General features: G+C 40.3%; 21 protein-coding genes. 11 read left to right on the top strand and 10 right to left on the bottom strand.

The features are described 5' to 3' along the window. Positions 1-211: 211 nt before the first annotated feature. From BM380_RS09145 to yegD, 6 genes are all read left to right on the top strand, one after another. On the top strand, positions 212-1,084 hold the full coding sequence (locus tag BM380_RS09145) for a mechanosensitive ion channel family protein (protein WP_090494052.1): 873 nt from the start codon (positions 212-214) through the stop codon (positions 1,082-1,084). Positions 1,085-1,433: 349 nt separating this feature from the next. Then, positions 1,434-3,722, top strand: coding sequence for a TonB-dependent receptor (locus tag BM380_RS09140; RefSeq protein ID WP_028835403.1), 2,289 nt, complete (start codon positions 1,434-1,436; stop codon positions 3,720-3,722). Positions 3,723-3,837: 115 nt separating this feature from the next. Next, on the top strand, positions 3,838-4,137 hold the full coding sequence (locus tag BM380_RS09135; RefSeq protein WP_016899420.1) for a hypothetical protein: 300 nt from the start codon (positions 3,838-3,840) through the stop codon (positions 4,135-4,137). 88 nt (positions 4,138-4,225) lie between these two features. Then, positions 4,226-4,882: an HAD family hydrolase gene (locus BM380_RS09130; RefSeq protein WP_090494050.1), complete on the top strand. Its 657-nt coding sequence runs from the start codon at positions 4,226-4,228 to the stop codon at positions 4,880-4,882. 34 nt (positions 4,883-4,916) lie between these two features. Next, positions 4,917-5,759 carry a DNA ligase gene (locus tag BM380_RS09125; protein WP_090494048.1) on the top strand — a complete coding sequence of 281 codons (843 nt, stop codon included), beginning with the start codon at positions 4,917-4,919 and terminating at the stop codon, positions 5,757-5,759. Between the two features lie 79 nt (positions 5,760-5,838). After that, positions 5,839-7,203, top strand: coding sequence for a molecular chaperone (gene yegD, locus BM380_RS09120; RefSeq protein WP_090494047.1), 1,365 nt, complete (start codon positions 5,839-5,841; stop codon positions 7,201-7,203). A gap of 4 nt (positions 7,204-7,207) precedes the next feature. Here yegD and BM380_RS09115 read toward each other — a convergent pair whose 3' ends face one another. The 4 genes from BM380_RS09115 to BM380_RS09100 form a co-directional block, all read right to left on the bottom strand. Beyond that, positions 7,208-7,672: a methylglyoxal synthase gene (locus BM380_RS09115; protein ID WP_013464445.1), complete on the bottom strand. Its 465-nt coding sequence runs from the start codon at positions 7,670-7,672 to the stop codon at positions 7,208-7,210. A gap of 15 nt (positions 7,673-7,687) precedes the next feature. Further along, entirely contained in the window at positions 7,688-8,320 is a 633-nt protein-coding gene (locus tag BM380_RS09110; RefSeq protein WP_033103913.1) for a LysE family translocator, read from the bottom strand. Positions 8,321-8,465: 145 nt separating this feature from the next. Beyond that, entirely contained in the window at positions 8,466-10,307 is a 1,842-nt protein-coding gene (locus tag BM380_RS09105) for a S8 family serine peptidase (protein ID WP_090494045.1), read from the bottom strand. 225 nt (positions 10,308-10,532) lie between these two features. Then, positions 10,533-11,708, bottom strand: coding sequence for a multidrug effflux MFS transporter (locus BM380_RS09100; RefSeq protein WP_013464448.1), 1,176 nt, complete (start codon positions 11,706-11,708; stop codon positions 10,533-10,535). A 184-nt stretch (positions 11,709-11,892) separates the two neighbouring features. On the opposite strand from BM380_RS09100, the gene BM380_RS09095 reads away from it, so the two are divergent. Beyond that, positions 11,893-12,366: a hotdog fold domain-containing protein gene (locus BM380_RS09095; RefSeq protein WP_090494043.1), complete on the top strand. Its 474-nt coding sequence runs from the start codon at positions 11,893-11,895 to the stop codon at positions 12,364-12,366. Positions 12,367-12,443: 77 nt separating this feature from the next. Here BM380_RS09095 and BM380_RS09090 read toward each other — a convergent pair whose 3' ends face one another. The 5 genes from BM380_RS09090 to BM380_RS09070 all read right to left on the bottom strand — a co-directional run bounded on the left by BM380_RS09090 (position 12,444) and on the right by BM380_RS09070 (position 18,818). Then, positions 12,444-12,926, bottom strand: coding sequence for a bactofilin family protein (locus BM380_RS09090; RefSeq protein WP_013464451.1), 483 nt, complete (start codon positions 12,924-12,926; stop codon positions 12,444-12,446). Then, positions 12,916-14,079, bottom strand: a complete 1,164-nt coding sequence (locus BM380_RS09085; RefSeq protein WP_090494040.1) for a M23 family metallopeptidase — start codon at positions 14,077-14,079, stop codon at positions 12,916-12,918. The genes BM380_RS09090 and BM380_RS09085 overlap by 11 nt, the downstream gene beginning before the upstream one ends. 142 nt (positions 14,080-14,221) lie before the next feature. Next, the gene (gene fahA / locus BM380_RS09080) at positions 14,222-15,535 is read right to left on the bottom strand and encodes a fumarylacetoacetase (RefSeq protein ID WP_013464453.1); all 1,314 of its coding nucleotides are present in this window, start codon (positions 15,533-15,535) and stop codon (positions 14,222-14,224) included. 197 nt (positions 15,536-15,732) lie between these two features. Further along, a complete protein-coding gene (gene hppD, locus BM380_RS09075; RefSeq protein WP_016899429.1) occupies positions 15,733-16,779 on the bottom strand; it encodes a 4-hydroxyphenylpyruvate dioxygenase in 1,047 nt (348 codons plus the stop codon). Between the two features lie 539 nt (positions 16,780-17,318). Next, positions 17,319-18,818 (bottom strand): peptide MFS transporter, encoded by a 1,500-nt coding sequence (locus tag BM380_RS09070; RefSeq protein ID WP_090494038.1) that lies wholly within the window; start codon positions 18,816-18,818, stop codon positions 17,319-17,321. 743 nt (positions 18,819-19,561) lie between these two features. On the opposite strand from BM380_RS09070, the gene tyrR reads away from it, so the two are divergent. Together tyrR and BM380_RS09060 are read left to right on the top strand one after the other, a co-directional pair. After that, the gene (gene tyrR / locus BM380_RS09065; RefSeq protein WP_013464456.1) at positions 19,562-21,118 is read left to right on the top strand and encodes a transcriptional regulator TyrR; all 1,557 of its coding nucleotides are present in this window, start codon (positions 19,562-19,564) and stop codon (positions 21,116-21,118) included. A gap of 112 nt (positions 21,119-21,230) precedes the next feature. Further along, entirely contained in the window at positions 21,231-21,767 is a 537-nt protein-coding gene (locus tag BM380_RS09060; RefSeq protein WP_016899430.1) for a thioesterase family protein, read from the top strand. A 53-nt stretch (positions 21,768-21,820) separates the two neighbouring features. Here BM380_RS09060 and BM380_RS09055 read toward each other — a convergent pair whose 3' ends face one another. Then, positions 21,821-22,474 (bottom strand): OmpW/AlkL family protein, encoded by a 654-nt coding sequence (locus BM380_RS09055; RefSeq protein WP_013464458.1) that lies wholly within the window; start codon positions 22,472-22,474, stop codon positions 21,821-21,823. Between the two features lie 273 nt (positions 22,475-22,747). Between BM380_RS09055 and BM380_RS09050 the strand changes: the two genes are divergently transcribed. Further along, entirely contained in the window at positions 22,748-24,166 is a 1,419-nt protein-coding gene (locus BM380_RS09050; protein ID WP_090494036.1) for an MATE family efflux transporter, read from the top strand. A gap of 71 nt (positions 24,167-24,237) precedes the next feature. Beyond that, positions 24,238-25,446, top strand: a complete 1,209-nt coding sequence (gene dapE, locus BM380_RS09045) for a succinyl-diaminopimelate desuccinylase (RefSeq protein ID WP_090494034.1) — start codon at positions 24,238-24,240, stop codon at positions 25,444-25,446. Positions 25,447-25,505 lie beyond the last annotated feature (59 nt).

Genomic DNA, 25,505 nt, shown 5'->3' with positions numbered 1-25,505 from the left:
AAAAACAGCTTTAGTAGATAAAAGCAGCAGTAAACAGCCCAAATTACCCCAAGGTCAATGCAAGCATGCCGACACGAGACAATCACGGTTGTTTTACCGTCATTATTTTAAACAGACTGTTACTTATTTAATTTAACCACATGCTAGACTCACTCAATTATTAGCATTTACTGATTTACTAACTGCTAGCTTATTTTTATATGGAATAATCATGAATATAGAACAAATTAACGACATACTAGGTTTTGTGCTGTTTAGTTATAACGACGTACATATTACGGTTGCTAAAGTCATTCAAGTCCCACTGATTTTATTTACTATGTGGTTTGTGGTTACACGTATTGGTAAATTGATTAAGAAGTCATTACTTGCTCGAAAAATGAGCCCAGATGCAGTGCATTTATTCACGCGTTTTTATTTTATTTTAAGTATTGCGATTTTACTTTTTACCTCACTTGAGGTGCTCAACATTCCACTAACTGCATTTGCCTTTGTATCGGGTGCGATTGCCATTGGTGTGGGGTTCGGTGCACAAAATATTATTAATAACTTTATTAGCGGTTGGATATTAATGTGGGAGCGGCCAATCCGTATTGGCGATTTTCTAGAAGTTGGCACTGCAAAAGGGGTGGTTGAAACTATTAACACTCGCTCTACCCGCATTCGCAGAAACGACGGGGTGCATATGTTGATCCCTAATAGCCAGTTATTAGAAAACACTGTAACCAACTGGACGCTTATTGACGGTAATGCACGCTCATCTGTGAGCGTAGGCGTAGCTTATGGCTCTGATGTATTACTGGTTAAAAAGTTAATTCAGCAAGTATTAGATGAGCATGAGGCAATATTGGCAACGCCTCAATCAACCGTATTGTTTGATGATTTTGCAGATAGCTCGCTGGTCTTTAATGCTATTTTTTGGGTGTGCGCTGAATCTGAAACTCGCTTAAGACAAGTGCGCAGTGATATTCGCTTTAGTATTTATGAAGTGTTTGAACAACACGATGTGGTGATTGCATTCCCGCAGCGAGATATTCATATTGATGGTGAAATTGCACTGACGCGTTCATTAGTGAAAAAGTAGTATTTAAAAAAGTGCCGCGTTATTTTGCTATATTTTTTAACAATTCATTGTAAGGACATATGTCCGCTTTTTGGTTGTTTAGTTGCGAAAAGTACACTAAAAGTCGGGATAGTGCGCTTAAGTGTTAAAAATAAGTTTATATTTTTAACACTCAGCATGCGGTAAATTAATTACAGCATGGTATAATCTCGCGCATTCAGTCAGCCTTATTTATGCCGTTTTTGTACTCTCGGTAATAAGGTCCGCGCCGCATAGAGCAAGTCGCGAAAAATTGACTGAATCCGTAATTATTTAATTGCGCAACACATCAACCGTTGAACAAGAGTGCACTAAAAAGGTTAACCCCGACATGAAAGCAATGAAAAGATCTACGTTAGCAACCCTTATCAATGCAACGTTGTTCTCTGCCGTAGCAGGTACTTCAATTTCAGCCCTAGCTGCTGAGCAAGAAACTACTGCTAAGAAGAACCAACTAGAAGTTATTCAAGTAACTGCTCGTAAACGAGTAGAAAACGCTCAAGAAGTACCTGTTGCTGTTTCAGCCCTACAAGGCGACAGTTTAGATGCTTACAGCTCAGCTGGTATGGATATTCGTTTTATGAATGCGAAAATCCCAAGTTTATCTATTGAATCTTCATTTGGTCGTTCATTCCCACGCTTTTATGTACGTGGTTTAGGTAACACTGATTTCGATTTGAATGCTTCACAGCCTGTGTCACTTGTGGTTGATGAAATTGTACAAGAAAATGCTATTTTAAAAGGTTTTCCTGTATTTGACGTAGCCCGTGTTGAAGTGCTTCGTGGCCCACAAGGTACGTTGTTCGGCCGTAATACGCCTGCTGGTCTAGTTAAATTTGATACCGTTAAACCAAGTCAAGAATTTGAAGGTTATGGCTCTGTATCATACGGTAGCCGTGGCGCAGTTGATTTTGAAGGCGCAGTTGGTGGTTCATTAACAGACCGTTTATCAACGCGTGTTTCAGTACTTTGGCAAGACAAAGACGATTACATTGATAATCGTGCACCGGGCTTTGAACAAAAAGATGCCTTAGGTGGTTACACTGAACAAGCTGCACGTATTCAATTTTTATATGAAGGTGACGATTTCACTGGATTATTTAACTACCATGTCCGTGATTTAGATGGCTCTCCAATTGCCTTTCGTGCCAATACTATCAAGCCTGGCACTAATGACTTAGTTGATGATTTTGAAAATGATGTGGTTTACCACGATGCCGCATCGCGTGCGACGCAACAAGTGGAATCACAAGGTGCAAGCCTTAAACTTGAGTGGGACTTAGCTAACCACACAGTAACTTCAATCTCTGGTTGGGAAAGTGCAGAAATTTACTCTCGTGCTGACATTGATGGTGGTTACGGTGGATTCTCTATCAATGATGTTCCAGTAGCTATGGGTCCTGGTTTTATTCCTTTTTCTTCAGAAAGTGCTGATGGTATTCCAGACCAAGACCAATACACGCAAGAGTTACGTTTATCAAGCAACTTTGCTGGCGATGTAAATTACCAGGTGGGTGTTTTTTACTTCGACGAAGCATTAACGATTGAAAACTTTAGCTATGATACGGCTAATAATGGCGTATTAAATGGGTTTGTTAGCCAACAGCAAGACACTAAAGCATGGGCTGTGTTTGGCTCAGTTGATTACACCATTACTGATGATTTAAAAGTAACCGCGGGCCTTCGTTATTCAGACGATGAGAAAGAGTTCTCAGCAAATCGTACGCTTAGCCCTGTAGGTGGTGCTGCTACTTACATTGAAAAAAATGTAAGCGATGATCACGTAAGCTGGGATTTATCGGCTAACTACAAAGTCAATGATGACGTAAACTGGTATGGCCGCATTGCTAACAGTTTCCGTGCACCGAGTCTTCAAGGTCGTATCTTATTTGGTGATGAAGTAACCGTTGCTGATTCAGAGACTGTTACTTCGTTTGAAACAGGTATTAAATCTGATGTGTTAGATGGCCAAGGCCGTGTTAACGCAACGGTATTTTATTACACCATGGACGACCAACAGCTAACGGCTGTAGGTGGTGGTGCTAACTTTAACCGCTTATTAAATGCTGATAAAACAACTGGCTACGGTTTCGAAATTGATTCTGAGTGGGTGTTAACGGATGAGCTAAATGCCACGTTTAACTTAAGCTACAACAAAACCGAGCTTAAAGACAAAGATTTAGCCGTTGCTGTGTGTGCACAATGTACTGTTACTGATCCTACGTTCCAAGTACCAGGTGCATTTGGTCCTGAAGACCGTGCTATTTTAGATGGTAACAGCTTACCGCATGCTCCAGAGTGGATCTCTAACATCACACTTCGTTACACTAAAGAACTCGCTGAAGGTGAATTCTTCACTTACGCTGATGTGTCGTACCGTAGTGAAATTGACTTTTTCTTATATGAATCAGTTGAGTTTGAAGGTAAGCCACTAACAGAAGTAGGCCTACGTGCTGGTTATGCATGGGCACAAGGCGACTACGAATATGAAGTATCAGCATTCGTGCGTAACCTATTTGACGAGCAACAAGCGATTGGTGGTGTTGATTTCAACAACAACACAGCAATGGTTAACGAAGAGCGTTACATTGGTGCTGAATTTAAAGTTAACTTTTTCTAATCGAAAAATTTAACGTTAAATTGTAATTATTGATAAAAGCCTGCCTAGTGCAGGCTTTTTTATTTTTGTAGAGCTGCTAAAGTAGCGCTCATATGTTTATTAAAGAGAAAAAATAATGGCTGGATTTTGGAATTACCGTGTAATTTTTTGTGAAGCAACCAAAGATGAAGCGGCGCAATATCAAATACATGAAGTGGAATATAACCTAAATGGTAAAGTAACTAACTGGTCAGAAACGGGGGCAGCGCCGTTTGGTACTTCGTTAGATGAACTAAAAGATGATGCTGAGCGCTTAAAAACAGCATTTGAAAAACCCGTACTTAAAGTGATGCGCAAAGCCCGTGGTTACGAGTTAGTTGATGTAAATACCGGTGAAGACGCTTATGCTGAGCCGCCAGCAGGCTTGACTGAGTAACACACATTAATGAAAGGTGCTTAGGCACCTTTTTTAATATTCAGGGCATAGGCTAAACAGCTAAACAGCTAAACAACAAGGAGAAAGTATGTCTATTGAAGCGGTATTATTTGATATGGATGGCACGTTAGTTGATTCTGAAAGTGTGCATTATATCTGTTGGAGCCAATTACTTGCGCCTTTTGGTGTGCGTTATGACGAAGATGATTTTTGCCAGTGCTTTTCTGGGCGCCCCACGATTGACGCTGCAAAGGAAATAAAACAAACCCATAACTTGTCTGTGAGTAGTCGCTATTTAGCGGATGAAAAATACCGTTTGTTTAGCAAATTCGTTCAAACCAATTTACCGCCTTTAATGCCTTATGCTGCAGATATTTTATTCGCGGTTAAAGAGCAAGGCTTAAAAATGGCGTTAGTAACAGGCAGCGCACGCCATGAAGCTGAGCCAATACTAAAAGGATTAGGGTTTTATGATTTATTTGATACGGTGGTTACAAAAGACGATGTAACCAATCCAAAGCCTGCCGGTGATCCCTATTTATTAGCACTTAAAAATATGCAGGTCGCTGCAAAAAATGCGATTGCTGTTGAAGATACCTTCACTGGTGTAACAGCAGCAAACAATGCAGCCTTAGCCGTTGTAGCGATTGCTAATAAGCACACTGAGCAGCACGACTTCAGTAAAGCAACACAGCAAATGCATAACCTTGAAGAATTTTGGCAATGGCTTCAATCTCAACTATAGTTTAAGCCATATTTAAATTTGCAAGGATGCAGTTATGGTTACTATTCAAAGATACCTATTTATTTTTTTTACGCTTTTTAGTGCGAGTTTATTAGCGCAATTGCCGCAGGTGCAACTCGCTGATGTTTATGATGAAACTAAGCATAACGATATTCGCCAATATTTGGTGAGTGAAAAGTTTGACGGCGTTAGAGCAATATGGACGGGGAAACAATTTGTTACCCGCCAAGGTAATTCAATTAATCCTCCTAAGTGGTTTACCGCCCCTTTGCCTGATGTTTGGTTAGACGGTGAGTTATGGACCAAACGAGGTCAATTTTCTGTTCTCAGTGGTATTGTTAGAACAAAAATACCCAACGACTTACTCTGGCAAACAGTGACTTATCAAGTATTTGATATGCCAGATACAAGCACGCCTTTTCATCGTCGCTATCAAAATTACCTGTCACTCATTACTAAGTTAAATAGCTCACATATCAAGGCGGTTAAGCAATATCAATTTAGCGACAATCAGCAACTAAGTGATTACTTTAATGAGGTCACCAAACAAGGCGGAGAGGGCGTTATGCTTCATTTAGCAGAGGCTAAGCATACGAGTGGTCGCTCTAGTGCATTATTAAAACTCAAACCTTATTTGGATGCTGAAGCGCTAGTTATTGAATATTTACCAGGTAAAGGTAAATACACAGGTATGCTCGGGGCATTGCGAGTGCAAACTAAGCAAGGCGTAACCTTTTCTATTGGCACGGGCTTTAGTGATGAAGAACGCAAGCGTCCGCCAGCCATTGGTTCAACAATCACTTATCGATACCACGGATACACTAAAAATGGTTTACCGCGTTTTGCTAGCTTTTTGCGAGAAAGACCCGAAAAATAAAGAGTGTAGGCCAATTCAGTATATATTTTTTAGCAATTATGCTAAATTGCGCGGCCTTTTTGGTAATGTTTGGTGATCTATGTTTGTTGGTTTTGATTATGGTAGTTCTAATTGTGCTATGGGTATTTTAAACGAAGAGCGTGTTCAGCTCATCCCTTTAGAGCAAGGCAAACATTATCTTCCATCAACTTTATACACACATCATAGCGCCTTAGTCGTTGATTTTGTTGCGCAGCATTTGCAGGGCTCAGAGCATGAGCATGCCTATAAAACCGCGCGCCAACCCTTGCTTAATACGCTCCCGCGAATTAAATCAGACCTAGACTTACAAGCCAGCGACGACACTCTATTTATTGGCCGTGAGGCAATTAGTGAATATGTACAATTTCCTGAAGAGGGTTATTTTGTAAAATCCCCTAAATCATTTTTTGGCGCAACGGGCTTAAAGCAAGGGCAAATCAATTTTTTTGAAGATATTGCCACAGCAATGATTTTAAAAATAAAACAACGTGCTGAATTATCGTTAGGGTATACGCTGAGCCAAACTGTTATTGGGCGCCCAGTGAATTTTCAAGCGGTCGGTGGTGAGCAGTCAAACCAACAAGCCGTGGGTATTTTAACACGCGCAGCAAACCGGGCGGGCTTTAAAGATGTTGAGTTTTTATATGAGCCACTCGCGGCTGGGATTGATTATGAAAGTGATTTAACGCAAGACCAAAAAGTATTGGTGATTGATATTGGCGGTGGTACCAGTGACTGCTCATTTGTACAAATGGGGCCAAGTTTTAGGAATAAGCAACAACGAGATGCAGACTTTTTAGCGCATAGCGGAAAGCGAGTAGGCGGAAACGATTTAGATATTGCTTTGAGCTACCATGGTTTAATGCCGTTACTCGGGCTTGGCAGTGCGTTTAAATCAGGTTTACCACTACCTAATCAACCATTTTGGCAAGCTTGTAAAATTAACGATGTGAATTTACAGAGCCAGTTTTATAGTGCCCAGCATTATCGTGAACTCAGTGCGCAGTTACGCGATGTCAGCGCTCCTGAACTTTATAAACGACTTATTCACTTACAGCAAAATAAGCAAGGTCACCAATTAGTTCAACAAGCTGAAGCGGCTAAAATTGCATTAACATCCGCAAATAGTTTTAATTGTGATTTAGCCTTTTTAGATAATTCATTAAGCAAAGATATTTCAGTCGCTGATTTAGCGCTTGCTGTTGACGATAGCATTAGTCAGATTGTTACCTTGGCTAAACAGGCAATTACTGATGCGAATACCACTCCCGATGTGATTTACTTAACGGGAGGAAGTGCACAGTCTCCATTAATTAAAGCGGCGTTGAGTGAACATTTAGGCAACATAAAAATGGTGAACGGTGATCACTTTGGTAGTGTAACTGCTGGCCTTACTAAATGGGCCAGCATGCTTTATAAGTAAGCTACTATAGAGATATTTGTCGGGTTGCGAGGTACTTTTCGTAATCTGGCAGTGTTCGCTCAAGCTCTATATCCATTAGTGGTGAGCTAAGTAGCATATCGGCACTCACTTCATTACACGCCACAGGAATATTCCACACAGCAGCTAAACGGAGAAGAGCTTTAACATCAGGATCATGAGGTTGCGAGGCTAAAGGGTCCCAAAAAAAGACTAATACATGTATTTCATGCTCCGCTATTTTCGCCCCGAGTTGTTGATCGCCGCCCATAGGGCCACTTAATAATTGAATAACATCAAGCCCTGTTGTTTTCTCAATTAAATGCCCAGTAGTCCCTGTGCCATATAAAGTGTGTTTACTTAGAGTGGCCTTATGTTTTTCGCACCATAACTTAAGCGCGGCTTTTTTGCCGTCATGTGCTACTAAGGCTATATTTTTTTGCGCAGGTAGAGATTGTATTTTTTGATCCATGCTGATTCTTATTAGTTAGAGTAATAAATTGATAGCCAAGGCAATAAATACAATGCCTGTGAACCTATCAATCCAAAGCTGGCTATTTGGGTGATTTCTAAAAAATTGAGCTATTTTATCGCCGAAATAAATATACGTGCAGTCAATCGGAAAAGCAAAGATTGGATAAAGTAGCCCAAAAAATGCCAGCTGAAAGGTTGCAGATGACAAGCTAGGGTCAACAAATTGTGGGATAAAAGCAATAAAAAACAAAGCCACCTTAGGATTAAGCACTTCTGTCATCATGGCTTGAAACATGACATTTTTGTTTTTATTGGTTGTAACATGCGGTTTATCGCTTTGCTCACAAGATGGTGGCATAAACGTGCCTTTAAGCATCATAAAACCTAAGTAACATAAATAGGCTGCACCTGCATATTGTACGCTGGCATAGGCTGTTTCAGAGGCTTTTAAAATAGCACTTAAACCAATAACTGCAAAAAATGTATGTACTACGCCACCTAAGGCAAAGCCAAAAGCACTTTGCATACCTGCTTTTCGCCCGTTAGCAAATGTTTGTGCCATTAAAAACGCGTTTGATGGCCCAGGCGCAACGGCCATTAAAAAGCTGGCGAGTAAAAATGAGAGCAAAAAGTCAGGGTTGATCATTAAATAGTACGAAAAAGAAGTGGTAAGTGATTTTATCAAGCAATGAGAAAAATAAAAAGCGGGCATATTGCCCGCTAAGTTGAGGATACTAAATTGTTATAAAACTAGCCGTTATGCTTTTAAACATAACGAAGTGCTAAATTTATTAAAAACTAACGGTGATATTATTTGAACACACCGTAGTGCTCAGCGCTTCACATACTTGATATGTATAGGTGCCGCCACCTTTAGTATTAATGCTGTCGGTGTAGACATTATTATTTGCAGTGGTAATGACTTTGCTACCATTGCGGTAGATATCAACTTGGCTTGTTGCTGCGCCATTCCAACTTAAATCAACAAATTTAGTGCCTTTTGATTTGTGACCTGAAGCGCTAAGAGAGATATCATCTACGCCTGGCTCGGGATCAACGCCACCCGTGCCGCCACCCGCACAGCCGTTTGCTGTAAGGTAAGCATCAGCGTCTGCCGCTTTTACAATACCATAGCCAAAGTAATCATCACGACCAGCAGCCCCTTGATCTTGCGCTGTTGCTTTTAACGCATCGCGAATTTCTGTGCCTGTACAGTCTCTATGGTTAGACCATACTAGCGCAGCAATACCTGAAACTGCAGGCGTTGCCATTGACGTTCCACTCATAAAACCATAATCAGTTGCGCCAATATTAATTGTCACGTTTGTACTAGCAACTAATGCGCTACGATCTTCAAATGCAGCGCCTACAGCAGGAATTGAAGTATCGTTGGTATCACCTAGTGTTGCGTATAACATGCCGGCTTCATTGTTGATAATAACCGCACCTAAACCGCCTGAGTTTTCACAGTTAGCAACTTTGTCATAAAATGAAATAACACCACGATCAATCATACATACTTTACCAGCGGCACCTGGATCAACGGTTTCGCCGGTCCCCATAAAGTAGGCACTCGCCGTGACTTGACCTGCATTTTCCATTGCTGATGAATTATATGCTGTGCCATCGGCTGACATACTCGCTGCTGTAGCCATACCTGCAGGGTAGGTTGATAGCGTATCAACACCACCGGCAGTTACTTCTACACAAATGGTTTCATCGTTTGTTGCACGTTTACCACGACCTGATGAACAACTTGGGAATTGTGAAAAATCAGCAATTTGATTATTGGCATCATTAGCACCAACCATCATAACTGACGGGTAGCCTGCAGGATAAGAACGTACGTTATTACCATCATTACCCGCGGCAGCAACAACAAGGCCGCCTGCATTAGTAAAGTTAGCAAACGCATTTGATTCTGTACTGTTTGAGCCGCCGCCCCCTAAGCTCATACTAATAATGTTCGCACCTGCTTGAGAACATAAATCTGCTGCTTGAGCCAAGTCAGATGAGTAACCCCAGCCTGATTCGTTAAATACTTTAATAATGTGCATTGCCACACCCGGTGCCATACCTACCACACCAAGGTTGTTGTCTGCAGCACCAATTGTACCGGCTACGTGAGTACCATGTGGGCCGCCATTATCAAACCAATTACCGGTGCCACTGTCGTTATCACCGGTGATGTTGCCCCAAATAAAGTCAGGGTTTGAGCTATCTAAGCCGGAATCGATAACACAGACTTTCATGCCTGCATTGGCATCAAAAGTTACTTGATCAACCTGTGATTGATAAACGGCATAAGGCGTAATTTGCTGCTGCATTGCATCGCCTACATCATCGTTAAATAATGACATAGGTACACGCTTATGATCTTCTTCAATGAGTTTAATATGTGGGTTGTTGAGTAGGCCTTTTAAGCTACTTAAATCTTGACCAGTAAATTTTGCGGCAATAAATCCATTACCATCTACTTTAATCTCACCACCTAGTTTTTTAGTAAGCGCTTTAACAACACCTTTTTTATTATTATCAACTTGAATGATGAAGCGATCGTTTGCAGCATGGGCAGTTCCGGCTGCAAAAATACCAGTAAGAACTAATGCTAAGGCGAGTTTATTCTTTTTCATATTATAATATCCTAGAATTAATTGGTTAACTTTCTGTTAACTTAAACCAACATTAAAATAATAAAAAGCAAAAAACAAGGTGTTTTATCTATAAAAACGAAACTATTTAACTGAAAATTAATTATTTTTAAACAAAAAATATATGTTTTGTTTGGATTAGGGGCGGCTAATCAAGTAGCACCTGAATTAGCCAAAATGAGAGAAGTATTGAAAATGCGTTAGTGGCTAAGCATATTTAGCATAACGAAACAGTAAATAACAAAAAGGAATTAATAATAGAAAGTGCGTACCAATAAGCTCTGGGGTTGATAAGTTTAAGTATTGAGTAATAAAAACCAATAAGCTTGCTCCACTCATTTGCATTGCTCCTAAAAGAGCAGAGGCGGTGCCAGCTTGTTTAGGAAATAAACTCAAAGCACGCCCAGCGGCAGAGCCAAGTGTTAAAGCAAAACCAAATGCTGCAATGAACATAGGGATCATTAATGCCAATGGCGTTTTATATTGGCTTAATAACAACATAAGTAAGCCGGCACTCACTAGCACTAAAAGGCCTATTTTTAAGGCTCTTTTAGGTTGGCGTTTAATGTAAATAGGCATAATAAAACTAGCAAGAATACTAAGCACCGCATTGAGCGAGAACCAAAAGGTAAAGTCGGCTACGCTGCCACCTAATTCCGTAATGAGCCAACCAGGAGCCAGTGTTACAAACACCAATATGGCTGACATAGTGACCATACATAACAAGCTATTAAATAAAAATAATGGAGTTGAAATGATGGGGAAAAAGCGTCTTAAATCTAAAATATGCCCCTGGTAATGACTGTCTGCTGGTCGTGTTTCCCTAAACAAGAATAAGGTGACAATAAACCCCAGTAATGCAAAACCGGTTAAAAATAGAAAGTTCATTTGCCAACCAAACTGTACGGTTAGCCAAGCACCTAAAATGGGCGCTAATGCTGGAATAAAGCAAACGATACCGTTTAGATAGGTAATTATTTGGCCACTGCGTTCACTACCAAACTTATCTCTTACTATTGCAAAAGCGACAACAAAGGTAGCGCACGCGCCTAACCCTTGAATAGCACGAGCAAACATCAGTACTAAAAAGCTAGGAGCATAATATGCACCCAATGCCGCCAGTCCATACAAAGCGACCCCAGTTAAGGCAACGGGCTTTCTGCCAAAACGATCAGCGAGTGGACCTGCAATTAATTGCCCTAAACCAACAGTAAGCATAAAAATAGCCACCGTTTGCTGTACTTGCTTTTCGCTCACTGAGAATTGCTCTGCGATAGTGGGAAAGGCAGGCAGGTAAATATCAATGCCCATCGGACAAAAAATGACGAGTAACGCTAAGATAAGTAATAAAGTAAAATTGGGTTTAGCGGGCTGTGTATGCATCAGGTCTCCTTTTGTCGGTATTTTAAGTGGCGACTGATGAAAAAGAAAGGGCTTATGGCCGATGTATCAGCCAACTTACCTACTTTTAACCTTATTATGATTATTTTTGTTTAAGTATCACACTTCTTTAAACTGATCCGATGTGTTAATTTGCTTTTTAAGCAAAGACAATGGAAAAATAATAATGAGTAATGAGTCTGCATTAATAAAAACATGGCATAAATTTAAAAAATGGCCATACGGTAACTGGCTTTTCAGCAAAGCCGTGTGTTTCAAGGCACCTTATTTTGGCTCTATGAAACCCACTATTTTAGATTTAAAAGCAGGGCACTGTAGTGCTGTGGTTAAAAACACACGTCGTGTACATAATCACATTGGGACAATTCATGCGATTGCTCAATGTAATTTGGCTGAGCTGTGTGCTGGAGTGATGGTGGATGCGACGGTACCGCATAAAACACACCGCTGGATACCTAAGGGTATGACAGTACAATATTTAGCTAAGGTAGACACAGACGTTACTGCGATTGCTGAAATTGAGTTACCACATCAATGGATTGATAAAGAAGATTTAGTGGTGCCGGTAAAGCTTTATAATACCCGAAATGAGTTGGTTTTTACTGCAGATATAACCATGTACATCACAAACAAGAAGTAATTGCTAAATTATAGTTTTATAAAAATGATTAAAAACAATGGTTTAGTTTATTGACTAAACCATTTTTTTGTTCAGGTTTAACTTTTTGCAGTAGACGACTTGTTTACAAACGAAAGGCCACTGTCTTCATTATCAACAATGGCTTTTACATCGTTAACCGGTTTTGGTTTATCTTTAGCATGCTCAATGACTTCTTTTTCAAAGCGCTGCTTTAAACTACCTTCAATAATCGCACCGGCTTCTATGCTTAGTGTGTCATGAAAAATATCGCCAAGGACATGGGCATTATTTTCGATCTTCACTTCGCTTGCATTTAAAGAGCCTATGATTTTACCTTTAACAACAACGCTGCTAGCCTCAACAACGCCTTCAACAACACCGGAGGAGCCGATAACTAAATGCTCAGCTTTAATATCACCGTCAATACGTCCATCAAGTTGCACTTCACCTTGGCTAACTAAAGAGCCCGTAATACGCACATCGTTAGAAATAATTGAGGGAGTATGACTCACTCGCTTGATTGATGAGTCCGTTTTTGCTTGTTTATTTTTACCAAACACGAGAAAGCGCCTTTGTTATTTTTAGTGGATTGACATGCTTGTCGTCTATTAATACTTCATAGTGTAAATGAGTACTTGTACTTCTTCCGGTACTGCCCATTAAACCAATGACATCGTGCTTTGCAACAACTTGGCCTTTTTTAACATTAATTTTGTTTAAGTGACCAAAGCGCGTTACAACGCCATTTTTATGTTCTAATTCAATAAAGTTACCATAACCACCATTGCGGCCAGCTCGGCGCACCGTTGCATCGGCAGGGGCAAAAATTTCTGTTTTATGCCATCCAGCTAAATCAACGCCTTTATGAAATGCGCGTCTTTTATTCATGGGATCTTTTCGAAGCCCAAAGTTGCTCGAAATATAATATTTTGCGGCAGGTAAGGGTAATGTGTTCGGCAAGGCGGTTAAAAAGTTTTCTAGCTGATTTAAAACAAGCAACTTATCGGCAATTGCTAAAAATGTATTGGGTATTTTACTTTCATCAAGTATGTCCAGCGGGCCACCTTGCGCCGTTGTTTGTGCCGCTAAGGCGAGGTGCTGTGCAAGTGCATTTTCGAGACCTGTGTCTTGCAATATTTCTAAAATAGCGTCGTGGCGTTGATTAATTTGCGCAGCTAATAAGGTAAAATTAGTATCGTATTGTTCATTTAGTAAAGTATAGCGCTGCTCAAAACTGGTGGCGTTATTGTGGGCCTGTTTGTTTTGTGACTTGTCATCTTCGAGCGGTTCATGGAATTCGCTCTCGCTCTCATTTATAGGGGAGGAGTCAAGCTCACCCTCTAATTTAATGGCGTCTTTGCTAATAGAAGCAGGCAATGATTCAATCATACCTTGTAATAAAGCTTGTTTTTGTTCTAGTTCAGCTAACTGTTCTTGTTGTAATGCATAGCGTTGCTGCTGCTGCTTTACTTTTTGTTGCCACTGCGCTTGCTTATCAAGTTGAGTTTGTTCGATATGAGATATTTGGTGTGTTTGCATATACACACGAATACTAGAGACACTCATCCACACAATAGCGGTGATAATAATAGCGAGTACAGAAACTTGTAACCATGGTGCCAAAACCACATGCTTTACTTCGCCATTTTGGCGAATAAGCAGCTGGCGAGCTGGGAAGTTTTTATGAAAAAAAGATTTTATGAATACAGACATGTCACATATTTACTGGCTATTAACGGATTCAAGATAGCAATTTCAACTAAAAAAGCCAGAAAAAAATTGTAACTATGGCTTAATTAATAAAAAAGGGCGGCTTATTCGGCCACCCTTTTTTACTAGTTTATTGATTTTACAATTATTTTGCTGGCAATACCGTACTCTCCACGCAGCCGAAGCCAATACGTGCAAAACCTTCTTTTTCACACCAGCCACGCATTATCACGTTGTCGCCGTCTTCCAAGAAGCTACGCTGTTCGCCGTTGCTTAAGGTGATTTTTTCTTTACCACCACGAGAAAGCTCAAGTAATGAACCTGCTTCTTCATGAGTTGGGCCTGATTGCGTTCCAGAGCCCAGCATGTCGCCTGGCATAAAGTTACAACCGTTTACCGTATGGTGAGTCACCATTTGTGCCACAGTCCAGTATGAATGCTTAAAGCTAGATTTAGACACTTGTGTTGGGTTGTAGCCTTCATCACGCATTTTTTGCGTTTGAATTTTAACATCCATTTGAATATCAAATGCGCCTTGATCACGGTTAGCCGTTGATTCTAAATATTCCAATGGTTGCGGATCATTTTCATCACGCGTCCAGCTTGTTCTAAATGGTGCAAGTGCTTCGGTAGTTACAATCCATGGTGACACGGTTGATGCAAAGTTTTTTGCTAAAAATGGACCAAGCGGTTGGTATTCCCATGCTTGTAAATCACGTGCTGACCAATCGTTGAAAACACAAAAGCCAAACACATGTTTTTCAGCATTTTCAATGGCAATAGCATCACCCAGCTCATTACCCTTACCCAAGTAAATACCCAGTTCAAGCTCGTAATCAAGACGCTTACACGGACCAAATGAAGGTACTTCTGCGTCTGGCGCTTTAGTTTGTCCTTTAGGGCGATGGAACTGCTGACCAGATACGCCAATAGATGACGAACGACCGTGATAACCAATCGGTACCCACTTGTAATTCGGTAGCAGTGGGTTATCAGGGCGGAATAAACTACCTACGGCCGTAGCATGATAAATCGAGGTGTAAAAGTCGGTGTAATCGCCAATGCGACACGGCAGAGCAAATTCAATCTCGCTTTGCGCAATAAGTGCGTGTGTAAGTTGTTCTTGATGCTCAGAACCTTCACGTAATGCTTTCGATAATGCTAAACGTAGGGCTGACCAATATTGCTCACCCAGACCCATAAACTCATTTAGTGTAGGATTACTTGCTGCAGCAATGGCGACTTGAGCATCGCCACTAAAAATAGCGAGTTCATTTACTTTTGCTAAATCAATAACCTGATCGCCAATGGCAACCGCGCCACGGAAAGCTTCGTTGCTATTTTTGCGACGTACTTCGGCAAAAGGTAGATTTTGGATAGGGAAGTCACATTGTGCATCATTTGCTGATGCAACCCAGCTAGTTAAATTTATATCATGGGTTTCGTTAATTAAACTCATTACATTTCCTTTGGTTTAGTTGGTCGCGCATATCAATTTATTAAATAAGAACATAGCACCAGCAAGTTTTAAATATCTACTAGTTATATGGTGATGAAAAGCGCGATTTAAACACGCAAAGAGAGATAAGCTCTCTTAGTTACGATTAAACGACAAAAAGCAGCGAAATACGCTGCTTTTTAGAGTCATAATTTTAATTATAAAACGCCGCGGCGTTCTTGATCTCGCTCGATTGATTCGAACAGCGCTTGGAAGTTACCTTCACCAAAGCCACCATCGTCAACACGTTGAATCATCTCAATGAAGATAGGGCCAAATAAGTTTTTAGAGAAAATTTGCAATAAGTAGCAATCTTCGCTTTGGCTATCAACCAGGATTTGATGCTCACGAATCTTTTCTTTGTCTTCTTTAACCCATGGTACACGGTCAAAAATAGTATCGTAGTACTCAGGGATAATATCTAAAGTGGCGATAGTTGATTTATCTAACTTATCAAGTGAGCTCACTAAGTCGTCGGTTAAAAAGGCTAAATGCTGTACACCTGGGCCATTGTATTCGCCTAGGTATTCATCAATTTGGTTATTGTCGTTACCTTTACCTTCATTGATTGGAATAGAGAAAGTGCCACAAGGTGATTTTAATGCATAAGAGAGTAAGGCTGTTTTTTGGCCTTTAATATCAAAGTAGCGCACTTCGGTAAAACCAAACACGTCTTTATAAAAGTTAGCCCATGTTTCCATTGTGCCTTTATAAACGTTATTGGTTAAGTGGTCGATACGTAAGAACCCTTTATCATTAACGACGTTTTGCTCAGCTAAATCTTCAAAGTCGTTTGCGTAGATAGAGCCTTTATCGCCAAACTGTTCAATAAAGTATATTAAGCTGTCGCCAATGCCGTAAATAGCAGGGTACGGTAAGTCTTTATTTGCTGCATCAGTAGCTGGCTTAGCGCCACGTTCAACCGCTGCTTCAAACGCCGCTTGAGCGTTCTCTACGCGCCAACCCATAGAACAAATTGCTGGGCCATGATTTTTAGCAAATTCAGCTGAAAAACCATCGCGTTCATTATTTAGTAAAAAATGAATATCGTTTTGGTTGTAATAAACAATGTCTTTACCTTTGAATTTTTTTAACTTTGAAAAACCAAAATCGGTAAACACTTTATCCATGTAATCGGCATCGGGTGTTGCGTACTCGGTAAATTCAATACCAACCAAACCTAAAGGGTTATTTACTTCACTCATTATAATTACTCCCGCAATTAAGCACTGCGATTATTAGTTATCGTATTGCCTGCATGATTAACCAGATTGGTGTTTTGGGGAAGAGGGTGTTGTTATTTAGTAAATAGCGCGTGTGTAAATTTTACGAGACGGTTATCAAAGTATGTTGTTTATTTACATACGAGCAGGTGAAAGTAAAAATTAGGTAGCGAGATGAAAGTGCAGGTTTTCTTGTTAAATTATTGATTGTTAATAGTTTAATTTAATTTATTTATATGTGTTTTTAGTTTTTTTGCGCTAAAAAAAGTGCGGTTTTTGTATTTTATTATTTACACTTTTAATGAGTTTGGTTAGCTGCGATATATATAAAAACAAAGAGTATTGATGCTTTGCTGCTATGAACTCGTTTTGCACAGTGATGAGGTATAAATAATAAACGGCTGAATGTAAAAATTGTGTGGTTTAATCTAGCGGCCATAAAAATACCCCCTGCAGTTAACTACAGGAGGTATTTGATATCATTTATCAAAGCTCATAATTATGCGTGTGATAAATCTAAATTATTGTGTTGGTGCGGTTTGTTCTAAACCTTGTTTTTCCCATATTTTAGCTTTAAAACTCATCAGTACTAAGATGATACCTACACCGATACTAAATAAGGCAATTTGTAGGTAAAGGTTCGGGATTTCTTCAACATTGTTAGGATCAAAGTTACCAGCAAGTAATCCTGAAATAACGTTACCGATAGAATATGTAAGTACGAATACCCCCATCATTTGACCAGTAAAGCGGCGAGGCGATAACTTACTTACAGCACTCAATGCAACTGGGCTTAAACAAAGCTCACCCACTGTGTGTAAGAAATACGTAGTAACAAGCCAATAAGGTGCTACTTTTAAGCCTTCAGCGGCATAGTGTGCTGCCATAAACATTACTAAAAAGCCTGAAGCCATAATAACGAGGCCCAACGCACATTTTACGCTGTAAGTAGGCGAGACCATTTTTTTAGATAAATTAATCCAAAAAGCGGCAAAGAATGGCGATAGCGCAATAATGAACAATGAATTTAGAGATTGGAACCAAGTCGTTGGAATTTCAAATGTGCCAACCAGACGGTCTGTATAGTCACGAGCAAACAGATTTAATGAAGAACCGGCTTGTTCAAAGCCAGACCAAAAACAGGCTGAAGCGACACAGACTAAAAATAGCGCCCACATTCTTTGTTTTTCAGCATTGGTTAGTTTGCCTTTGAAGTATATAAGGCCAAAGTAAACGAAAAAGATAACAGTAAATATAACTGCGGTGTACCCTGCAACAATCGATGGGTTAATGACAATAGCACCCGTCATCGCAGCAGCGGTAACACCGGCGGTCGCGATAACAAATGCAGCAATACCACCCCATGCGCGCGAAGTACCTTTAGGGCTTAATGGGTTAGCAGGTAATGCGCTGTGATCTGGTAAGTTTTTAAGTGTACGCTTGTATTGAATTAAACCAATACCCATACCGACAGCCGCGGCACCAAATGCCCAGTGCCAACCTACGTTTTCCATAAAGTAACCACACACGTAGTAACCAATTAAAGAACCTAAGTTAATACCCATGTAGTAAATAGCGAAACCACCATCACGGCGCTCATCTTCGTCAGTATAAAGCTGACCAACCATGGCACTGATATTAGGTTTTAGTAAACCAGTACCTGTTGCAACAAAGATCAAACCAATGAAAAATGAATATTCATGTGGCACGGCTAAAATAATATGGCCACACATGATAATAATACCGCCATACCATACTGCTTTTTGACCACCAAACAATCTATCTGCTAACCAACCACCAGGTAAACCTAAAAAGTATACTGAACCTGTGTATAAGCCATAAATTGCAGCAGCAGAAGCAACGGTAAACCCTAGGCCTTCTTGTTGTAAACTTGCTGTCATAAATAATACGAGCATCGCTCGCATACCGTAGTAACTCATTCGTTCCCACATTTCTGTGAAAAACAGGGTTGAAAGTCCTTTAGGGTGACCAAACCAGCCACTGTCAGAATTTGAACTCATATTTACTTCCTAATTCATTATTGTTTTGATGACCTTGTGGTTTTTTATTTAGCTAAATTTTTACTCATAAAAAGTATAATAAATGCTCGATCATCAGTGTTTTTTATGCAGCTAAGGTAATGGTTTGCTAAACGCAGCTATACGTTTAGGTAAGCGTCACACCCTTATCCTAGTTACAATTGCGCCTAAGTATACATAGACCTTTGTGCGAGGGGAAGCGTTGAGCGCGCTATCATACATCGGTTATGTAATTGTTAAATACCAGTGTGTGAACCCCTATTTGCTGCAGTAAACACCTAAACTTATCAAAAAATATCTTTAACATCATAGGTAACATTGTCATACCAACGTTATCTTTAACACTGTTTAAATACAGCTTGAAAAATAAATAAAAGCTTTGTTTTACGGGTAGTTACAGCTACTAAATTTTTAATAATAGTTAACCTTTACTACTTTAATTTAATAATCACCACTTAGATTAAACATGAGCGAATATTGGCGTATGGACAGTAATGATTCGCTCATTGCAGCATATAATTTATACAAGGCCAGCTAGACTAAATTGAGTTGCAATAACCCCGACTTTTAGTGAACAGCCAAGCTTGAATTCGTTAAGTGCTTGAAAAAGCCCTCTAGTTAGTAAAAAAACATTTTTTCGTCCAAATTTCTTTACAATAAACTATGCTCGTAAACAGAGTTAGCGTATTATTCACGCCAACTAGTTTTTCCTTACCTGAGGGTGTATGCGTTTAGATATTCACTGTGCAGACCGAGTTGGTATTGCTCAAGAGATTCTTAATATTTTAGTTAGCTACAATGTTGACTTAAAAGGGATTGAAGTCGACTCAGTAAATTGTCGTATGTATGTGAGTTTTCCTGAGATTGAATTTGAACAATTTCAAAAAATCATGCCGTCTATTCGCTTAATCGATGGTGTACATGATGTACGCACAACCGCGTTTTTACCGTCTGAACGTGAGCACAACGAACTTAACACCTTATTAAGAGCACTTCCTGATGGCGTTATATCTATTGATGCTAAAGGGTGGGTGCGCCTGTGTAACGACGCAGCCTGCAAAGATTTACAATTAACAGAAAAAGAAGTCACCGGTGCTAATATTAATAATTTGCTCAAAGGCTTTAACTTTACCCGTTGGTTAGAGGGCAAAGAAGTACTGGGGCAAACCACGCGTGTTGAAGTAGCAGGTGAAGATTTTATTGCTGATATTCTGCCTATTGCGGTCCCTCAAGGCAGTGAAGGTGATGTGTTAGCGGGCGCGGTAATTAATATAAAATCGCAAAGTCGTTTAGGCCAGCAAGTGAGTGCTTTTAGGCGTTATGGCCAAGAAAGCTTTGCGACTATTCATAACTTTAGCACGGCGATGCGCCGTGTGGTTCGCGAAGCGCGAAAAATGGCGCAACTTGAAGCTCCCATTCTTATTACGGGTGAAACGGGGACGGGTAAAGAGTTGCTAGCACGAGCTTGTCACTATGCATCTAACCGCTCAGTAAAACCATTTATTGCTTTATCGTGTGCCTCGTTACCAGATGATGTTGCTGAGTCCGAACTATTCGGTTATGCCGGGTATGAAGAAAACGCAGCGCCTAAACGTGGTGTACTCGAACAAGCGGATGGTGGAACGGTATTTTTAGATGAAGTAGGTGAAATGTCGACGCAGCTACAAACTAAATTGCTACGTTTTTTACAAGACGGTACATTTAGAAAAGTTGGCGACGAAAACGAAGTTAAAGTGAACGTGCGTATTATTGCTGCCACGCAAAAAGATTTACCAGCAATGGTTCAAGAGGGCGTATTTAGAGAAGATTTATACTACCGAATTAATGTATTAACACTGGAAATTGCGCCGCTTAGAGATCGTAAAGCGGATGTTGGGCCACTTGCTGAACACTTTATTCAAAAATATGCGCAGCAAAATGGCCATACAGTCCCCGAGTTATCTGAAGAATGTTTAACGTTTTTACAAGATTACCCATGGCCTGGCAATGTACGCCAATTAGAAAACGCGATTTACCGTGCGGTATCGTTGTTAGAAGACAGTGAACTGCGCGTTGAACATTTACAGTTACCTACGTTTACCCATGATTTAGGCTATTTAGAGTCTGATTTTGAGGGCTCGCTTGATCAAGCGGTTAAGCGTTTTGAAGCCACCTTACTGCGTAAGCTTTATCCTGCCTATCCTAGCTCTCGTCAGTTAGCTAAACGCTTGGGACTGAGTCATACTGCTGTGGCTAATAAATTGCGTGATTACGGCATTAACCGCAAAACGGTTAAAGTTTAAAGATAGATACCCAAACATCCTCATTTAGTGATTGATTCCTTGGTTCAAAAACAACCAAAGGAGTCAATCGCTATGATACACTGATAAAAACTCAACTGGTAAGACCTCTACTGTGAACTTATATTTTAGACTGCTGCTGTTATTTTTTAAAATTAAACGTAATCGTGACTATCAATCGTTGTTAGATACGGTTGATATAGACTACAAAGCATTACCAAGTGACTGCGATATTAATTTGCATTTAACCAATTCGCGCTATTTAGCGATGATGGACTTGTCGCGTACCTGGATGACTGAACGGGTTGGTTTGCTTAAGCAAATAATGAAACGTCGTTGGTTCCCTATTGTTAATGCGACAGCCATTACCTACATCCGCGATATTAAGCCAATGCAACGTTTTACCATTAGTACGCGTTTGGTTGGCTGGGATCATAAATACTTTTACATTGAACAAAAGTTTCATTCAGAGCGTGGCTTACATGCCATTGCTTATGTGCGCGGCGTGTTTAAAAGTAAGAAAGGGGTGGTCAGTGTTGAGCATATGCTCGAGGTTGCAGGCTTTGACGGGGTTGCCCCCATTTTACCGGCTGAAATAATTCACTGGAAAGAAATGCTTGAGCAAAAAAAAGTAAATAACTTACCTCGCTAAACACAGGCAAAAAAAAAGGCCTAACGGCCTTTTTAACACACACATAAACGTTATTAAAACGAGTATTTAAGACCAAACATGGCAACAACAGGGTCAAGTGACACGGTTGATGTTAATGCTTTTGCGCCATTAGCATAAACAGTCGCATCAGTATCAATATCCATGATAGATACCATAGCGTGTAGGCCCCATTTTTCATCAATCTTGTAGTTAGCACCTACTTGAGCAACAAAACCAAATGAATCATCTAGTTTTACTTCTACATCGTTAGTTCCTAACGTTGCTTTAAGTGCTGCAGAAGGCTGTTCGTCAAAGAACGTCGTATAGTTAATTCCCACACCTACAAACGGACGAAGTGCATAGCTGCTATCTAAAAAGTGGTATTGTGCAACCAGTGATGGTGGTAAATGTTTAATATCAGCAATTTTATTACCAGCTAAACCACCAGTACCTTCTACATCATGAGAAAACGGAGTTGCTGCAATAAGCTCTAATACCCATTGGTCGTTAAATGCGTAATCTACAGTAATACCTAACTGAGTATCTGAGTCGCCTTTTAAGCCTAGAGTAGGTGCTTCGTTAATTTTTGAACCATCGTTATCTGGATTAACATTAATTGCGCCAACATTAACACTAAAGTTAGCGTGTGCTGCAGGAGAAAGAGCCAGTAAAGAAGTAAGTATTGCAATGCTTAGTTTAGTTTTCATGTTGTTCTCCGTGAACTACTGTGTGACTATTTGTTGATTGAGGCTATTATTGCTCGAGGTTAAAAATAAAAACCTGTTCTAGATCAAAGTTTCAAAAGCGGATGAGTAAAGAGCCTCTATTTATTGATTTAGATTAAACTTTTACTTAATTAGTGCTTAAAAATTATTGACTGATCACTTAAATACAAGCCGCAAACGAAGTATTCATAATATAATCAGCTAGTTTTGTTAAACTAAGGCTATGTTCACGGTTTAATAAAAGTAAGCGACCTCATGACTCCCTCTGGTCAACTATTTCTTCAAGGCTCCATTGCTAAAGCGCTGTTGAAATTAGGTATTCCTATTATCCTCATTAATATATTGCAGTCGGCTTATCAGCTTACGGATGCATTTTGGGTTGGGCGATTAGGAGCAACTCAAGTCGCTGCAGTGTCTATTAGTACCCCGATCACTTTTTTAGTCATTGCTATAGGCTCTGGGCTTGCAATGGCCGGTGCTATTTTATCGGCGCAATACATGGGGGCAGGTCAGCAAGATAAAGTGAACCATGTTGCAGCGCAAACGGTGTTAATGGTTGCATTTACCGCCTTAGTGTTAGGGCTCTTAGGTTATGTACTTTCCCCATACTTTTTAAAACTGCTAGGCGTTGAGCCGGCGGTTTACAGTGATGCACTTAAGTTTATGCATGTGTCCTTTATTGGCGTTATTTTTGTGTTTATTTACGCCATGTTCCAATCGCTAATGCGGGGCATTGGGCAAACTAAAGTACCTTTAATCATAGTTAGCACCACCGTGTTACTTAATTTTATACTCGACCCGCTATTTATTTTTGGTTACGGCCGCTTTGAAGGGCTTGGCGTTATGGGCGCTGCGCTGGCGACTTTGGTTACACAAAGTTTAGCGGCGCTGGCGGGCATTATTATATTTTTACGCGGTCGCCATGGCATTCAATTACAGCTAAAAAGCTTCTATCCCGATTGGCAATATATGAAACGGGCTTTTTTCTTAGGAGCGCCTGGTTCTATTGAATTATCAACACGTGCTTTTGGCTTGATCATCATGTCATTTTTAGTGGCAAGCTTTGGAACCGTTACCATTGCGGCTTATGGCGTGGGCTCTAATATTTTGCAAATGGTGATGATCCCTGCCATGGGTTTATCAATGGCGGTATCAACCTTGGTGGGGCAAAATATGGGCGCCGGCAATATTAAACGGGCTGAGCAAATAACGAAGCTTGCCAGTATGTGGGGATTAATAGGCCTTTCTTTTGTTGGGGGCATTGCTTACTTGTATGCTGATACGCTGGTGGCATTTTTTATTCCCGAAGATAACAGTGTAATAAATAAAGGCGCGCAGTTTGTTCAAGTGATGTGTTTAAGCTGGGGGGGAATTGGTGTTCAGCTTTGTATTGTTGCTGCTTTTCGTGCCTCTGGGAATATGCTTAATGCCATGATTATCGCGTTATTATCACAATGCGTGGTGCAGTTTCCTGCCGCTTATATTCTTTCTAATCACACTTTCCTTGGCGATCAGGGAATATGGTATTCGTTTGCAATTACGAACATAACCATCGCACTGATAGCGTTCGCTTGGTTTATGCGTGGCGCATGGAAAAAAACCAGATTAACCAAAGAAGATAAACACATTGTGCAGGTGACACGAGAAACATTAATAGAAGAGGGCACACGTTAGCCTGTAATTTCATAATGCGGTCATAAAAAGTCGTTGTAATAAATACACTGCTAAAACGAGGTGTGTTTATTATGACAAAAGCTATCAACAAAAAAGTACCCGCGCCGTACTTAACTATTCCACAGTTAAAAACGCTCAGTCACTTACAAACGCTGATCCGTTTTAAGTCAATTACGCCTAATTCCGCAGGTGGTGTTGAGTGGCTGGCACATCAGCTAACTGATTTAGGTTTTAGCATTGAGCAGTTTAGTGCCCATAATGTCACTAATTTAATTGCTAAAATATCTTTTGGAGCAGGTCCTGTGGTGGCATTTTCTGGTCATATTGATGTGGTCCCTGCTGCGCAAGGTGGCTGGTTAGCTGATCCGTTTGATGGAAAAATAATTAATGATGCGATTTATGGGCGTGGTGCCGCTGATATGAAAGGGGGCATTGCAGCCATGCTCAGTGCAACGCAGTCGCTAATACATAGTGCGCAGCAAAAGCAGGGCACCTTGTATTGGTTGATCACCTCTGATGAAGAAGGTGAGGCAGAGCATGGCTCAGTGTTGATTGCGAAACGCCTAGCACAACAAGGTGTTGTACTTGATGGCTGTATTGTTGGTGAGCCTACAAGTCATTTGCAAGTGGGCGACACCATAAAAAATGGCCGACGTGGCGCGCTGTCAGCGCGTTTAACTATTCAAGGAAAAGCAGGACACGTGGCCTATCCTGAAAATACCATCAATGCTGCGCATATCAGCGCTGAAGTAGTGAATAGATTAACCCAAATTGATTGGCTTTTAGATGAGCCAAGCTCAAAAACAAGCTTGCAAGTAACCGGTATTAATATTGATAACGTGCTTGATAATTTAGTGCCTGCTCAATGTAATATTACGTTTAATATTCGCTACAGCCATGGGTATAAAAGTACAGATGTGAAACAGCTGGTACTTACTGCACTGAATGATTTAAACGAATATTTAACGGTGCAATGGGAGCGTCCATGTGAACCTTATTATACAAGCCATCGGTCAGAGCGCTGCTTACTCGCCCAGCTAGAGCAGGCAATATTTAACGTGACCGGAAGCTATCCGGTACTTAGTACCAGCGGCGGGACTTCAGATGGGCGGTTTTTTGCAAGTAAAAACACGCAAGTGATAGAGTGCGGGGTTTTAAATCAGACCATTCATCAAGTTAATGAACATGTACCCATTAGCGACTTGTTACAAATAGAGAAAATATACACCCAACTATTAATACATATATTTAGCCCATCTAATAATGAGGAGATTAGATAAATATTAAATTGCCTAAGTTTAAGTATTTAAGTTTAAGCGCCCAAGCTTAGGCGCTTAAG

The sequence above is a fragment of the Pseudoalteromonas sp. DSM 26666 genome, assembly GCF_900116475.1.
Classification (GTDB): Bacteria; Pseudomonadota; Gammaproteobacteria; order Enterobacterales; family Alteromonadaceae; genus Pseudoalteromonas; species Pseudoalteromonas tetraodonis.
Note: the sequence above shows the minus strand (reverse complement) of the source record. Positions and strands in the feature narration are given on the sequence as shown.